The organism is Vibrio sp. OPT20, assembly GCF_963889365.1.
GTDB lineage: Bacteria > Pseudomonadota > Gammaproteobacteria > Enterobacterales > Vibrionaceae > Vibrio > Vibrio splendidus.
The window spans coordinates 124,631-140,387 of the sequence record NZ_CAWPOA010000052.1; the positions used below are offsets into that span (position 1 = coordinate 124,631).

Genomic DNA, 15,757 nt, shown 5'->3' on the forward strand with positions numbered 1-15,757 from the left:
ACCCCAGTTGCATCAAGTGCTCATTTAGCCTGCAATTGTGACTCGATTTCGGCCATTTGACTTACTTAGGTACAACATGCTGTCAGTTTTTTGAAGGAGCGCTTCAATGTCTTCATTAGTGCGGATGGTAGCCCCGATGCTTAGAGTGCAACTCAATAGCTGGCCAGAATGCTCGCAATGAGACTCACTCACCGTATCTAAAATACATTCTAAATAGCGAGACAATGAGTCATGTTCAGTGATGCTCGAAATGATACCGAACTCATCCCCTCCCATCCGGAATAGGTTATCTCCAGACTTCAAGCTCACTGAGATAACCTTAATCACATGGATAAGTAACGCATCACCGGCTGGGTGCCCAAACTTATCATTGATCTCTTTAAACTTATCAACATCAAACACTATTAAGCTAAACGGCTTATCGCTTTGTATCGATTGACCAAGCATCTTATTAAAAGCTCGGCGATTATAAATTTCCGTTAAACTGTCATGATTGGCAAGAAAACGAAGTTCTTCTGTTCTTTCATCAATCATTCGATATAAGCGCTCTTTCTCTCTAATTTGCAGGTTCACAATATAAGCAAGCAGCAATGAGATAGTGGTACCAACTATGCCGATTCCCGCCAACACTAAGTAACCATTAAATGAAATACATGCATCTATCTTGAAGTCGATAATCCATTCACGGTTAGTTAATGTAATCGTCTTTGTAATGTGCTGCCCAGTTACCGCTTCATAACCATTGGTTTCGAACATTATCGGGGCATCTTCAGCTTCAAAACCGCTATCGGTAACACGCACATAAACGTCCATATCGCCGACAGTAGATGCCAGAAGTTTCTCAAAATAGTATGTGGTACGAACAACACCAATCACAACCCCTAACAAATTGTCCGTTTGACCATCAAAGACAGGGTGATACACCAACATTCCGCTCTTAGGTGTGTTGCTGTCTAAACCGTCTTGCAACAGACGAACTTTGTCTGAAATATTCGCTTCACGTGTTTTTTTAATGTTATCAATGACCAGATTAAACCGCTCACGAGAAGAGTAAAAACCCAAAACACCGTTGTTCACTGGATCATTCGGATAAATATCTGTCGCGATAAATACGGGCTCGCCATCCAAGACATAACCATAAGTTTTTGGCCCATGTTTAGGGATAGTAAACATTCTATAGGATGGGTATTGAGCTTTCATTTTGGCGGTGTGCGCGGCGATATCTTCTACCGCTACTTTTTGCATCCACTGCAATCCGATCAGGCTTTTCGAACCGTTAATCGTTTGCTGAGCAAAACGATTAAATCGATCCCGACTATCGACATCATTAGAATAGAAAAAATTTGCACCGGAACCGATATAAGCGACATCGTTATCAATAAACGCTTTTAAACTGAGCGTTTGATGCTGAGCAAAGCTATCCAGATTCTCATTCAAAGACCTATTTTGATTCGCCGCAACCAAAACAAAACACAACACCGTCATCAAAAATGTGGCAAAAAAGACAACTAACGGCAAAGTTCGTTTCTTCAACCCTGTTATGGGGTCGGTAGTGTGGGGCATACAGCTTCCCATATGATGTTATTTTGAGTCGAAAGTATACACTGCCGGAATGCTAGGCTCTATTTATCTTTGACTCTCACAATGGGATAAAACTAACACTATTTACAACCCATGGACATTTGCGGCTAATAAACCAACAAATCTCGATTAACTTTCAAGCTAACTCACCAAAAAGCCAGTTTATTGAAAACATTAAATAAAGCCCTTAAGCCTTGAATATGCTAGTATCCACCCATATTTATAGCTTGAAAGTGACCATTTCGGCCTTATGCCACTGAGTTTCTTTCCAACCTGTATATTCCTTTAAACCGACGAATATACCGTTAAATCAATTTTAAAGAGAAATCACTATGATCGTTGATTTGAACCTAATCCCACAAACGTTTGATATGCTTCACGCAGGCCTAACTGCATCAAGCGTTTTACTACTGCTAATTGCCGTTTCTCGTAAAACCAAAGTGGTTGAGAAAGTCGTAGAAAAACCAGTAGAAAAGATCGTTGAAGTTGAAAAGCCAGTTGAGAAAATTGTCGAAGTAGAGAAAGTTGTTGAAGTTGAACGTGTGATTGAAAAAGTAGTAGAAGTTGAATCTAAGCTGGCAACAGCACCAACAGATTCTGCAATGCAGCTACTGTCTATCATGCAGCAAGAAGCTCGTTTAATTGACTTCCTAAAAGAAGACCTAACATCATTCTCTGATGAAGAAGTTGGCGCGGCAGCACGTGTAATCCACACTGGCGGTCAAAAAGTACTTGCTGATTACGTAACCCTCTCTCACATCCGTACGGAAGATGAAGAAACGCGTATCACGGTTGTTGAAGGCTTCAACCCACAAGAAATTCGTCTAACAGGCAATGTAACGGGTAACGCACCATTCAACGGCACATTGGTTCACAAAGGTTGGAAAGCAACTGACATGAACCTGCCTAAGCTTGCTGAAAACTACGATGCATCTGTAATTGCACCGGCAGAGGTAGAGCTATAATGGAACACCAAACTCAGCCATCATCGCACGAGTCTTCTTCTCAAGAACATACGCCGCAGATGCATTCACAAGAGCTATCTTCTCAAGAGCAACATCAGGCGCCTAAGTTCAGTGTTGGTATCGATTTGGGTACCACACACTGCGTTTTGTCTTTCATCGACACAACAAATGAAGACGCTCGCGTTGAGGTGATGCCAATCCCTCAATTGACGGCTCCAGGTACAGTAGAAACTCGCAGCCAACTTGGCTCGTTCCTATACCAGCCGCACGAACATGAAATGAATGCGGGCTCTCGCGTTCTTCCTTGGTCTTCTGAACCTAAAGCACTGGTTGGTGCTATTGCACGTAACCTTGGTTCTAAAACCCCAATCCGTTTGGTAGCAAGTGCAAAATCTTGGTTATGCCACGGTGGTGTGAACCGTCGTGATGCGTTCCTTCCAGCTGGTAGCCCTGAAGAAGTTGAAAAGGTATCTCCGCTTAAGACCACTGAGTTGTACCTTGAGCACCTTAAAGATGCTTGGAACCACGCTAACCCAGAACACAAACTGGCAGACCAAGATGTAACGATCACGGTTCCTGCTTCGTTTGATCCTGCGGCTCGTGACCTAACAGCAGAAGCTGCGCGTAATGTTGGCTTCACTCACCTGACACTTCTTGAAGAACCTCAAGCAGCACTGTATAGCTGGATTGATAACAGCAACGACACATGGCGTGATGAAGTGAACGTTGGTGACATCGTTCTTGTTGTCGATATCGGTGGTGGTACAACCGACCTTTCGTTGGTTGAAGTCACACAAGATGAAGGCAACCTAAGCCTGAACCGTATCGCTGTAGGTGAACATATCCTACTGGGCGGCGACAACATGGACTTAGCTCTGGCTTACCGTCTGAAGATGAAACTGGCTCAAGAAGGCAAAGAACTGGCTCCTTGGCAGGTTCAAGCAATGACTCATGCGTGTCGTGATGCGAAAGAAGCACTGCTTAACGATGCTGAGCTTCAATCTGTGCCAATCGTTGTTCCAAGCCGTGGTTCTAAACTACTGGGCGCAACACTGAAAACAGATCTGACTCAGCAAGAAGTACAACAAACATTGGTTGATGGCTTTTTCCCGAAAGTAGCCGTGACTGAGCACCCAGTACAAAAGACGCGTGGCGCATTGACTCAAATGGGTCTGCCTTATGCTCAAGACGCAGGTATTACTCGTCACATTGCTGCATTCCTTTCTAAGCAAGCGAACGCGCTTTCTGGAAATAGTGAAACCGCTCAGCAAGATTTCAACCCGTTTGCAAACATGCCCGGTATGCCCGGTACAGAATCGCCAGCGGCAGACTTCATCAAACCAACAGCGGTACTGTTCAATGGTGGTGTTCTAAAATCTAACCTACTTGCAGATCGTCTTTCAGACACGATCAATGAATGGCTAATTAATGCCGACGCTGAATTTGCTAAACAACTTTCAGGTTTAGACTTAGACCTAGCGGTTGCAAGCGGTGCTTCTTACTACGGCGCAGTTCGTCGTGGCCAAGGCGTTCGTATCCGTGGTGGTATCGCATCTTCTTACTACGTTGGAATTGAAAGCGCGATGCCAGCTATCCCAGGTATGGCTCCTCCAATGGAAGCACTGTGTGTTGCACCATTTGGTATGGAAGAAGGCTCAAGCGTACAAGTGCCTAGCCAAGAGTTCGGTCTAGTGATTGGTCAGCCAGTTCACTTCCAATTCTTCGGTTCAACTACTCGTCGTGAAGACCAAGCGGGTACGCACCTTGATCACTGGGCTCCAGAAGATCTGGATGAGCTTCCTGAAATCCAAGTGACACTGCCTGTTTCTGAAGGTCGTCGCGAAGGTGAAGTGGTTCCGGTGACTTTGGCGTCTCGTGTTACTGAATTAGGCACGTTATACCTAGAAGCGATTGCCACTGACAATGGTCAGAAATGGCATGTTGAGTTCGACGTTCGTGAAGACTCGAATAACGACTCAAACGTAGAAGCATAATGAATCAACGGCACCTTAACGGGTGCCGTTACTTTATCAATGCGATTCCCTAGCCCTGTATTAAAAGCATTCCAAAAGACCAAGATTATCCATTAACTGGTCATCACTTTGGCAGAATAAGGTTTTGTATGGCATCTCCTCGTTTTTTAGTAGGCATTGACTTAGGCACAACCAATACTGTTGTCGCTTACTGTGAAATCAACGACGACCTACAACATGCTCCCGTTTCTCTTTTCGATATTGACCAACTCATCGGCCCCGGTGAAGTGGTTCGCAAGCCCCTACTTCCATCATTTCGTTATCATCCCGCACAAGGTCAGATCTCCCCTTCCGATCTCACCATGCCTTGGGAACCGAGCTTAGTTGAAGGCGATATTCAAAATGTCATCGTAGGCGAATGGGCACGAGAATTAGGTGCTAAGGTTGAAGGTCGCCAAGTATCGAGTGCTAAAAGTTGGTTATCTCACCAAGCGGTTGATCGTAACTCCGACATTCTGCCGTGGGCAGGCGCAACTGACGTCGATAAGGTGTCTCCTGTTGTCGCAAGCGCAAGCTACCTCAACCACATCCGTCAAGCATGGAACTACCGCAACCCAAGCAATAAGCTGGAAGACCAAGACGTTGTAGTCACCGTTCCCGCTTCATTCGATGAGACAGCACGTAAGCTGACACTCGAAGCGGCAGCACTTGCTGGCTTAGGTAAGATTCTATTACTCGAAGAGCCGCAAGCCGTTTGTTATGACTGGTATGCCCGTCATCAACAAACCGCAGCCGATGAACTTCAACAGATCCCGCTGATTCTAGTGTGTGATGTCGGCGGTGGTACCACCGATTTAAGTTTGATCGAAGCAAGCTTCAACTCAAACAATGGCGATGACCAAGAACTCGCACTCGACCGTATTGGCGTTGGCGAACACTTGATGCTGGGTGGTGATAACCTCGATTTAGCCCTTGCTCACCTTGCTGAGCAACGCTTCAATCAAAACAAAAAGCTGAATGCCGCTAGCCTAACCAAACTGATTCAACAAACTCGCGCCGCAAAAGAGAGCCTGCTTTCTGCCAATGCACCCGATGATGTGAAAATCACTATGCTGGGCAGCGGTTCAAAGCTACTTGGCGGTACCAAGAGTATTGGTTTAACCAAACAAGAAGTTCATCAAATCGCATTGGAAGGTTTCTTCCCGCTTTCTGAGTTTACTGAAACACCAGACAAACGCCGCAGTGCCGTGGTTGAATTCGGCCTGCCTTACGTTGCCGATCCTGCGGTCAGCAAACATGTTGCAGAGTTCCTAACGACACATCAACAAGTGTCAAAAGCTGCGCTGGAAAACTCAGACTCGATTGAGTTCGATGACACTAAGCCTGCTATCCCTGTTGGTGTGCTGCTTAACGGCGGTGTGTTCAACAGTGAACTTGTCACAGAGCGTATTACTCAGCTACTAGGTAACTGGAACGGCGCTCCAATCACCGTCTTAGATAACCCTCACCCTGACTGGTCTGTAGCCCTTGGTGCAGTAGCTTTTGGTAAAGCACGCCGCGGTGCACAACTGAAAATCGGTGGCGGTGCTGCCCGTTCTTACTTCCTGCATCTGCAAGAGAAGAACAAGATGGGTAAAGCGCTTTGTCTGCTTGCCAAAGGAACCGAAGAAGGCCAAGAGATACGCTTGAACAGCCGTCGTTTCTCGCTGACTTTAGGCGAACCGGTACGATTTAATCTTCTGACTTCAACACACGATCAAATTGCTCATGACACCGCTATTCAAAATGGTGTGATGGTCAATGTCGACGCTGACTTGTTCTCCCCTCTTCCCCCGTATATTTCTACACTGGAAGGTTCAGGTACTGCAGAGCTCCAAGCCAACCAAAAAGAACGCGTCGAAGTATTGCTCGCGTGTCAATTAACGGAAGTCGGCACACTGAAAATGGAGTGTGTGAGTACAGAAGATGACACTAAGCGTTGGTTGCTTGAGTTCGAAGTCAGAAACAAGCAAGGTGATGAGTCTGATACCGCTAAACTTCACCCAAGACTGGATGAATGTAAGGAATTGATTTCTCGTCTGTACAGCGGCAACAAGAAGAGTGCTGAATCAAAAGAGATCAAAACACTATCGAAAGATCTTGAGAAGCGACTTGGTAAGCGTGATGAATGGGACTTCACGACCCTTCGCCATCTGTTTGATACCTTTTCATTAGGTCGTAAACGCCGTCGTCGTTCAGAAGCACACGAGAAGAACTGGCTGCGTTTGGCGGGTTACTCGCTGCGTCCAGGCTTTGGCGATCCGACTGACTCATGGCGTATCGAACAAATTTGGGGCCTTTACCAACAAAACATTCAATTCCAGAACCACCAAGGTTGGACGGACTGGTGGGTATTCTGGCGTCGTGTTGCCGGTGGATTAAACCAAGAGCAGCAAGAGAGTATCTTGGCTGACATCGCTAAATACCTTCACCCGGGGGCAATGAAAAACCCTAAGACAGCCAAAGATGCACAAGACAATGGCTATGAAGCCATGGTTCGTTTAGCGGCATCACTTGAGCAACTAGAAGTGGAAGACAAAGTGCTGCTGGCAAGCTGGTTCTTGAGCAAAGCGATTAACCATAACCAATTTGAACAGGCTCACTGGTGGGCGCTAGGTCGATTAGCATCAAGAACACCTTTGTATGGCAGCCAACACAGCGTAATTCCTAGAGAGCAAGCTGAACAGTGGTTACCAAAACTGCTTGAACAGAACTGGCAGAAAGAGCAGATGATCGCCTTCGCTGCTGTGATGATTTGCCGTAAAACCGGTGACCGTCAATTTGATATCTCTGACGACTATCGTAATCAAGTGGTTGAGAAGCTTAAGCAAAGCAAGGTGCCTGATTCATGGCTAACGCTAGTGAGTGAAGTGACTGAACTTTCTGAGAGTGAGTCTAAGCGCGTATTTGGTGATGCATTACCAAGCGGGTTAAGCCTGATTAATAACTAGTTTTAGGGCTCATTAGATTGGAGCGCTAACTAGTAAAGAAAAAGCCACTTTCGATTCGTTGAAAGTGGCTTTTTTATTGGTGGCTTAAGGCTGGTATGTTTAGTCGACTTATCGCTTCTTGGTTAAGAGCCTTAGCCGTATTGCAGTTCATCATTGTTAATGTTTCGTTCCTGTTGGGTTGATAGGAAAATCCGTATTTTCATAAATATCAGATAACTTTTTCGGTTTCTTCTCTTTAGCTCCTTTGTTCGATTGATTATGAGTTTCGCTTAAAAGCCATTCCTCATGCATTTTTGCTGAATCCAAAAACTCTGGATCTTCCATTGCTTCCTTGCGAAGTTTATTTACACGTTCGAGAGTATCCCAAATCATAATACTTCACCTCCACTAAGGCAGTAATATAAAGATAGCTCAACCCCATAAAACTTCAACTAGTCCAATGAGATAGCGATCTCAATTTCGAAATTTAACTGCTCTATGTCAGTGAAAATAGTCATCCTCAACTGAGGTAAAATAATCGTTTCTTTCCGATGATCTTCGAAGATCACTAGGCATAAAAAAAGCGAGCTCAATGCTCGCTTTTTGTCTGTCTATCTGTTGATCGGATCGTCAACACTCGCTCGATTAAATCACACCAAATTTAAGCACGATTACCAATTTTAACGGTACCATTTGTAGCAAACCAAAGTGCTTCTGAACGGCGGCGACCTAGTAGAATCGGGCCATCATCGTAGAACAAAAAGTTCTTCCAGTGTTTCTTGAAAACTGACCATTTGGTTTCTAAAACATTGTATTTTTCGTAACAAAAATAAACAGTTACGTCATCTTGCCAATCAATGAAGTTTAGAATTTCTTCTGGCATTTCAGGCTCATCCGCTTCCCAATTTGCCATCCAGCTGATCTCTTCATTCCAGTTCGATGCTTTGCTTGGCCAGTCTTGCGAACTTAGTCTTTCCGCATCAGGGCTTTGAGGGCTAACGTTCTCTTTCCAGAACTGAGATGCTCTCGCCTGTGTCATTGGTTTAATCTTTTCCAAATCCTCTGCCGGCAGCGGCATTGACTGGTGAGTGAAAATCCATTTTCTTTGGTATTCGTCCAAAGTTGTGTATGACATCAAAATTCCTCAAATATCTTCTCAGGCTGATGGATCTACCATGCCTATATGTTCTTTTTGATACAGCGGCGATTAGAGATCGCTTGATATTCGCTGCCTTTAAATTCGTTACTTGCTCTTATCGCCTAGATACTATTTAGTCTAGACATTGCGTTTGTCTTCCCAGTTAGGGTTAACTAGCGCGGTCAGTATATGGTCTTCCCATTTACCGTTAATCTGTAAGTAATCTTTGGCGAAGCCTTCTCGAACAAAGCCAAGATGTTCCAATACACTCGCACTGCGTTCATTGTGAGGCATGTAGCCCGCCATTAAGCGGTGCATGTTCTGCACATCAAACATGTAGTCTTTTGCCATGCTCAAGCCTCTGCGCATGTAACCGTGGCCCTGTGCACTTTGCGCCAATGAGTAACCGACATTACAGGCGTAGAACGGGAAACGAGACAAATTACTGAACGATATGGTGCCTAACATTTCATTAGAGTCAGCATTAATCAGTAAACAGTAATAGCCTAGTCCCATTTTATGAAGCTCGTTTAACTTGATCAGTCGCTGCGCCCAACTCGCTCTATCAAAGAACGCGTCTTCGCGAATCGGTTCCCAAGGTTTCAGGTACTCTCTGTTAGCCTGAAAGTACTCACTGATCATCGCTGCGTCGTCGATTTCAGCCGTTCTCAGAATCAGGTTACCGTCACGCTTATAAATGCGCTCCGGTGTACTCAAATCTTCCATAATCTTGTTCTTATTCGATCAGTTCTTTCTAATACCGTAATCACGAAGCTTATTCGCAATTGAGGTGTGAGATACATTCAAACGTTTTGCAAGCTTACGGCTTGATGGGAAAGACTGGTAGAGCTTCTCTAGAATCTGAGATTCATAGTCTTTCATGATCTCATCCAGCGAGCCGTCTAAGCTCAAGTTCGCCATTCCAGCAGTCATGGTTTCAAGCTGTGGCAGGTGGAATTGCTCAACCGTTAACGTATCTGAATCCAACTCTGTTAGAGCACGTAGAACCATGTTGTCTAACTGACGAATGTTGCCTGGCCATTGGTAGTTACCTAATTGGTCGATTAGTTCTTGAGTCAGCTTTGGTTTCAACATGCCTAATTGCTGTGCGTACTTTGCAACGAATAGCTCCAGTAATGGGGCAACATCGTTTGAACGTTCACGCAAAGCAGGAATCGATAAAGTCAGCACGTTCAAGCGGTAGAACAGATCTTCACGGAACGAGCCCGAGTCGGCTAATTCAGAAAGACGATGGCGCGTTGATGCGATAATACGAACATCCGCGTGCATCTCTTCTTCTTCACCAACACGACGGAATGAACCATCTTGTAGGAAACGCAGCAGTTTGATTTGTAGATGCGGGCTCATCTCGCCAATTTCATCTAAAAATACGGTACCGCCATTCGCTTGTTCGAAAATGCCTTTATGACCTTGTTCATGGTTAAATGAACCCGGTGCATGACCAAACAATTCCGTCTCCGCTACGTCATCAGGCATCGATGCACAGCTTAGAATCAAGAATGGGAATGACGCTCGGTTCGAACGGTTATGACACGCTTTAGCCAGCATCTCTTTACCCGTGCCTGTATCCCCTTCAATAAGGAGAGGTTGATCCAGCATAGCCAGTTTCTTAGCTTGGCTGATCAAGGCTTTATGGCGATTAGAGACACCAACAAAGTGTTCAAAACCTAGGTTATTCTGTTCAGGGATTGCGTCTGGCGTGTTCATCTCTTGGTTGCAAGAACGAATTGTCATTACCGCGCTAGCCAGTACCGCTTCGTTCACATCACCACCAAGGTAAATCGGCAGGATCTCAATAGAGAAATCTAAACCATCTAACACCACAACTTCACGATGGCGCGTTACATCGCCTTCTATCCAACGAGCGAAGTTAAAGCTAGGAACGAACGTCGCTAGCGGCTCACCGATCACTTCGTCTTCTTGCTTGTTAAAGAGGTTCAATGCAGCGTGGTTTGCCATATCGATTGAGCCTTTAAGGTCAATCGCTATCACAGGGTCAGGTAGGTTTGCCAGCAGAGCAATCAACTCTGTGTTGTGCCTTTCGCTTGGCATAAATTGGATTTTACGTACATCCTTCACACCTGAAATTCGGCGAATTTCAGCCATAAGTTCACTAAAAGCATCAAAATTAATATCAGGGCAGTTTAAGTAAATAATGCCTTTAACATCAATTTCGATTCCTCTTAAATCAATGCTTTTTGAGGCCAAGATATCGAGCAACTCACGCGTTAAGCCGAGTCTGTCTTCACACAATACTTCAAGACGCACAAATAGTCCTATTATAGGTGTCAGGATAAGTTGACAGTAGTGTGGATTAAGCTCTGAGTTCAGTCAAGAAGAAGAGTAAACATATGTTTACTCTTCACTCGCAAACGACTCAATGTCATACACTTTATTTCTAAGTAACTCGCTTTATTGGTTAGTAGCTCGCTTTGTTGCTAAGTAGATCGCTTTGTTTAAGCGTGATGCGCTTTATTGATAAGCAACTCACTCTATTTAAGCGTAATGCGCTTTATTTCAGAAAGGACGGCTTTGCGAAGATCTGATATTTTTACTTTTCGCTCATTATGCCAAGGCATAGGACGCAGCAATGTCATGGCTTTTAAACCCAGTCTCGCAGTGAGAATACCGACACCGAGCCCCTGTCCTGCTCGAGCTGAAACCTTGCCTGCAAGATCCATCGAGACGAGGTCCATACTCGCGTCTATCGCGAGCTCACTGGCACCTGCCGCTGCCATGTTGATCAACACCAACTTGAACAACTTAATACGCGACCAGTAACCAAGCTCAATGCCATACACATCAGCAAGCTTGTCTATCATGGTGAAATTGCGCCACGCCACCAGCAACATATCGGCAGCCGCCAATGGGCTCACAGCAACCAAAGCGGCCGATTCGGTCGAGAACTTAGTGACAATTTGAGTCGCCACTTTATCTTGTTGGGCAACAACGAGTGCATCATACATATCCAAGACTTCAGCATCGCTGTGTGCAGGGTTAATGCTGTTTCGCCATTTATCATAAGCGGGTGATTCAGCGACAATACCGCCCTGCTTCGCAATGTGTTCACAGAACGATTTGCCTTTACCGACACTTTGGCTCTGAAGTAGCTCTTCACTCTGCTCTTGAACGCTGAAATGATCTTTCAATGAGCGTAGCTTCCACAGCTCTTTGCCTATTGCGCCCAAGCCTAATGAACCGATTGCAGCAATAAAGCCAGCCCAACCTAACGCAAGCCAGTCTGCTGTTTGAATCGCGGTAATGACAGAGTCAATCGCCTGCCAGCCCACCAGACCGGAGAAAGCGACAAGTAAGCCCGTTCCAAACCACTTCTTCTTTTTACTCGGTCGAATCACTTGTTCCAGTTGCTGCTCAGCATCACCATCAAGATCTGTATCTACTTGTGGTGCAACGGGTACAAACTTTTCTTGTTCCGTGAATAGCTTTTGAGCCCCCAAATCTGGGGTAACTTCATTCTTATCAGGCTCATCGAACGAGGTCTTCAACGGTTCATCAAAGACCTGTTTCGTTTTTAATTCACTCATTTTGATTGCCTCAATTACTTCAACTTGTCGCCAATGAGATATTCTAAAACCTTGTCGATTCTCAGATGCTGACAAGGCTCGTCAGAGTGCTGCTCCATCGGCCTAAAGCTTGTGAAATCAAACTGGTTGGTTTCCCAATACTGTTTATTGGGCAACTTACGCGGCACCTCTCCCGGATACATGGTTTGAGGCTCGTTGTTTAAAGTGACACCTTGCAGTGCTGGAACATTATCTGAACCCGACGAGATATAACCCGCACTGGTCGCTTGAATAGACGCGATACTCATGCAACTCATGTCGATGTGTTCAAACGCCGCCTGTTGCCAAGCCGGATGCACCATCTGTTGTAACAGAGATACCAAGTTCGGGTGTTGATCCGGTGTCACGTGGTCAGCCTTGGTGGCTGCAAACAAGATCTTGTCGATCTTCGGCGCGAATAAGCGTCTTAGCATATTGCTTCGCCCATACTTAAAGCTTTTTAGTAGCTGCTCTAATGCGCCACGCATATCCATGAAAGAGTCATAGCCCGCATTGAGCGGCTGTAAGCAATCCACCAGCACGATTTGTCTGTCGAACGTCGCGAAGTGATTCTTATAAAACGCTTTTACGACCTTTTGTTGATACTCTTCATAACGCGCTTTTAAAACCGCATAGTTACTTGTTTTTGAGAACTTGCCCTCAGGTGCGATGCACGGGAAAAATTGCAGCACAGGCGCACCTTCAAGCTCACCCGGCAATACGAATCGACCCGGTTGTACCCAGTGCAACCCGTTACCCTTACAAGTGTGAAGGTACTGAGTATAACTATCGGCAATGGCGACCAGTTTCTTTTCGTCTGCTTCGGCTAACAAGTCAACGTCACCACGCATGGCGTTCCACTGTTGCGAGTAAGTTTCTCTATCGCCTTTTAGTGCTGCAAATTGAGACTGACTCCAAGTATCAAAATCCATATCCAGCAAAGGTAAATCTAGTAGCCACTCTCCCGGATAATCAACAATATCGAGATAAAGGGTGCTGTTTTTGCTCAGCAGCTTCTTTGCGCCTTTGGCTGGCTTATATTTGATAGCTAGACGAATCTCACTGACATCGCGCGTCGGCACTGGCCATTCTGGTGGCTGTGCATTCAAAGATTCCATCGCTTCATCATAAGAGAAGCGTGGAATCATCATGTTTTGTTGCGGGATGCGCTTTGCGCCAATAATTCTGCCATCTCTCGCTGATGCAAGCAGTGGTAGATTTTTGTGGGTAGACGTATGAAGAAGCTGATTTACCAGCGAAGTAATGAATGCTGTCTTACCCGCACGAGAAAGCCCCGTAACCGCTACTCGAATGTGAGAATCCGTTCCTCTGCTTATAAAGTCACTCATTTCTTGAGTTAGGTGTTTCATTTGAACGACTCCGTGATAGTTAGGCTAGCTGATTATGATAATAGAGAGGCAAGCCTATGTTCTTTCCCTGTTGGGATAGTATGTATGCTTTTGCTTGTTCTTTTACTAATAGTGATAAGTATGCAATACACTTTCTTAATGCTAGATGAATAAAAGCCCCTGACTACATTCATAATCAGGGGCTTTAGAATTTTTCTGCGATATCCGACGTTTAATCGTCTTCAATCAACTTGTAGATAACAAACAGTGCAATCTCTGCAATTAGCCAAAGCGCACAAGTAATCGTCACGTATTTATTATCAAAGATACTGATCCCTTTCAAGATCAGGTCGTAACCAACAAAAGCACCAATCACCACTGCCAAGATAATCTGTAGGATCTGAATAAAACGAGGCATTCCTCTCTCCTATATTCTTATATCAAACTATGTGTTTATCACTATATCATTGATAATAAGACAAAAGTGCAAATAATGCTGCACTTTTGTCTTCAACTTTCTGTCAAGAATTGCAATTCAAACGCTGAAGCTAGCGCCTGTTACGACTTTTGACTTCAGTAAATTATGCTTTTTCAGCTTCAGCAATTTTCACTTTCCACGTATCAGGGCCGATCTGGTGCGCGTTCACGCCGTTAGAGTCAACCGCGACCGTTACCGGCATGTCTTCAACTTCAAACTCGTAAATCGCTTCCATACCGAGATCTTCAAACGCAACCACGCGTGCTTTTTTAATTGCTTTCGCGACTAAATAAGCTGCACCGCCAACGGCCATTAGGTAAACCGATTTATGTTGTTTGATTGACTCAACGGTTGCAGGGCCACGCTCTGCTTTACCAATCATGCCCATAATGCCGGTTTCTTCTAGCATCATGTCGGTGAACTTATCCATACGAGTAGACGTTGTCGGGCCAGCAGGACCAACCGCTTCATCGCGTACCGCATCAACAGGGCCAACGTAGTAAATGAACTTACCTTTCAGGTCGACGCCTTCAGGTAAACCTTCACCACTTTCAAGCATGCCTTGAATACGCTTATGCGCTGCATCACGACCGGTTAAGATCTTGCCTGATAGAAGAACCGTTTCGCCAGTCTTCCACTCTTGAACGTCTTCTTTAGTAATTTCATCTAGGTTAACACGGCGTGTATTCGCGCCTGCTTCCCAAGTAATATCTGGCCACTCTTCTAACTTAGGTGGTGTTAGCTCTGCAGGGCCGCTGCCGTCTAATGTGAAATGTACGTGACGTGTTGCTGCACAGTTCGGGATCAAGCAAACAGGCTTTGAAGCTGCATGCGTTGGCGCTGTTTTGATTTTAACGTCAACCACAGTCGTTAGACCGCCAAGACCTTGTGCACCAATACCAAGCTTGTTTACACGGTTGAAGATGTCTAAACGAAGCTCTTCTTCTGCGTTCTCTGGACCTTTGTCGATAAGGTCTTGAATATCGATGTGTTCCATCAGAGATTCTTTCGCTAGTACTGCTGCTTTCTCAGCCGTACCGCCGATGCCTATACCAAGCATGCCCGGTGGACACCAGCCCGCACCCATAGTTGGTAGCGTCTTCTCTACCCACTCTGCAATATCATCAGAAGGGTTAAGCATTACCATCTTGGTTTTGTTCTCAGAACCGCCGCCTTTTGCCGCGATTTGAATTTCAACTTTGTTGCCTGGAACCATATTAATGTGAACAACCGCTGGTGTGTTGTCTTTGGTATTAATACGCTTACCTGCAGGGTCCATTAGGACTGATGCACGCAATGGGTTATCTGGATTGTTGTAAGCTTGACGAACGCCTTCATCAACCATCTGTTGTACTGTTTGATCCGTTTCCCACCTAACATCCATACCGATGTTCACGAAACAAGTAACAATACCCGTATCCTGACAAATTGGACGATGGCCTTCCGCAGACATGCGCGAGTTAATCAGAATCTGAGCGATAGCATCTTTTGCTGCTTGGCTCTCTTCTTTCTCATACGCTTTTTCTAGGGCTTGGACAAAGTCTAAAGGGTGATAATAAGAAATGTACTGAAGTGCGTCAGCGACACTGCTGATCACATCTTGCTTACGAATAACCGTCATTGCATGCCTCTTTATTGTTCTGGTTCCATGTGGGTTCATGGTTTGACTATTCAGGCCTAATTGGCTTAGCTTTTTATTGTGTTGAGCTGTATTTAGTTG

The 15,757-nt window shown here is 45.2% G+C and carries 12 protein-coding genes; 3 read left to right on the forward strand and 9 right to left on the reverse strand.

Annotated features, from left to right (window positions below):
• Positions 1-24 precede the first annotated feature (24 nt).
• Positions 25-1,563, reverse strand: coding sequence for a sensor domain-containing diguanylate cyclase (locus AACR09_RS10630; RefSeq protein WP_193834937.1), 1,539 nt, complete (start codon positions 1,561-1,563; stop codon positions 25-27).
• Between the two features lie 350 nt (positions 1,564-1,913).
• On the opposite strand from AACR09_RS10630, the gene AACR09_RS10635 reads away from it, so the two are divergent.
• From AACR09_RS10635 to AACR09_RS10645, 3 genes are all read left to right on the forward strand, one after another.
• Complete coding sequence (locus tag AACR09_RS10635; RefSeq protein WP_017083365.1) at positions 1,914-2,546, forward strand: DUF2760 domain-containing protein; 633 nt, start codon at positions 1,914-1,916, stop codon at positions 2,544-2,546.
• Positions 2,546-4,540: an Hsp70 family protein gene (locus tag AACR09_RS10640; protein ID WP_193834938.1), complete on the forward strand. Its 1,995-nt coding sequence runs from the start codon at positions 2,546-2,548 to the stop codon at positions 4,538-4,540. Before AACR09_RS10635 ends, AACR09_RS10640 begins: the two co-directional genes overlap by 1 nt.
• A 128-nt stretch (positions 4,541-4,668) precedes the next feature.
• Positions 4,669-7,509 (forward strand): Hsp70 family protein, encoded by a 2,841-nt coding sequence (locus AACR09_RS10645; protein WP_193834939.1) that lies wholly within the window; start codon positions 4,669-4,671, stop codon positions 7,507-7,509.
• Between the two features lie 156 nt (positions 7,510-7,665).
• Here AACR09_RS10645 and AACR09_RS10650 read toward each other — a convergent pair whose 3' ends face one another.
• The 8 genes from AACR09_RS10650 to AACR09_RS10685 form a co-directional block, all read right to left on the reverse strand.
• Positions 7,666-7,881: a hypothetical protein gene (locus tag AACR09_RS10650; RefSeq protein WP_012604204.1), complete on the reverse strand. Its 216-nt coding sequence runs from the start codon at positions 7,879-7,881 to the stop codon at positions 7,666-7,668.
• A 268-nt stretch (positions 7,882-8,149) separates the two neighbouring features.
• Positions 8,150-8,623: a DUF2947 domain-containing protein gene (locus AACR09_RS10655; RefSeq protein ID WP_004734736.1), complete on the reverse strand. Its 474-nt coding sequence runs from the start codon at positions 8,621-8,623 to the stop codon at positions 8,150-8,152.
• A 141-nt stretch (positions 8,624-8,764) separates the two neighbouring features.
• Positions 8,765-9,352: a ribosomal protein S5-alanine N-acetyltransferase gene (gene rimJ, locus AACR09_RS10660; protein ID WP_004734735.1), complete on the reverse strand. Its 588-nt coding sequence runs from the start codon at positions 9,350-9,352 to the stop codon at positions 8,765-8,767.
• A gap of 18 nt (positions 9,353-9,370) precedes the next feature.
• The gene (gene tyrR, locus AACR09_RS10665; RefSeq protein WP_017077872.1) at positions 9,371-10,915 is read right to left on the reverse strand and encodes a transcriptional regulator TyrR; all 1,545 of its coding nucleotides are present in this window, start codon (positions 10,913-10,915) and stop codon (positions 9,371-9,373) included.
• A gap of 224 nt (positions 10,916-11,139) precedes the next feature.
• Entirely contained in the window at positions 11,140-12,192 is a 1,053-nt protein-coding gene (locus AACR09_RS10670) for a YcjF family protein (RefSeq protein WP_193834940.1), read from the reverse strand.
• A 14-nt stretch (positions 12,193-12,206) separates the two neighbouring features.
• A complete protein-coding gene (locus AACR09_RS10675; protein WP_193834941.1) occupies positions 12,207-13,580 on the reverse strand; it encodes a YcjX family GTP-binding protein in 1,374 nt (457 codons plus the stop codon).
• A 211-nt stretch (positions 13,581-13,791) separates the two neighbouring features.
• Positions 13,792-13,977: a hypothetical protein gene (locus AACR09_RS10680; protein WP_004734731.1), complete on the reverse strand. Its 186-nt coding sequence runs from the start codon at positions 13,975-13,977 to the stop codon at positions 13,792-13,794.
• A 163-nt stretch (positions 13,978-14,140) separates the two neighbouring features.
• Positions 14,141-15,658 carry a fumarate hydratase gene (locus AACR09_RS10685; protein ID WP_004734730.1) on the reverse strand — a complete coding sequence of 506 codons (1,518 nt, stop codon included), beginning with the start codon at positions 15,656-15,658 and terminating at the stop codon, positions 14,141-14,143.
• Between the last annotated feature and the right edge of the window lie 99 nt (positions 15,659-15,757).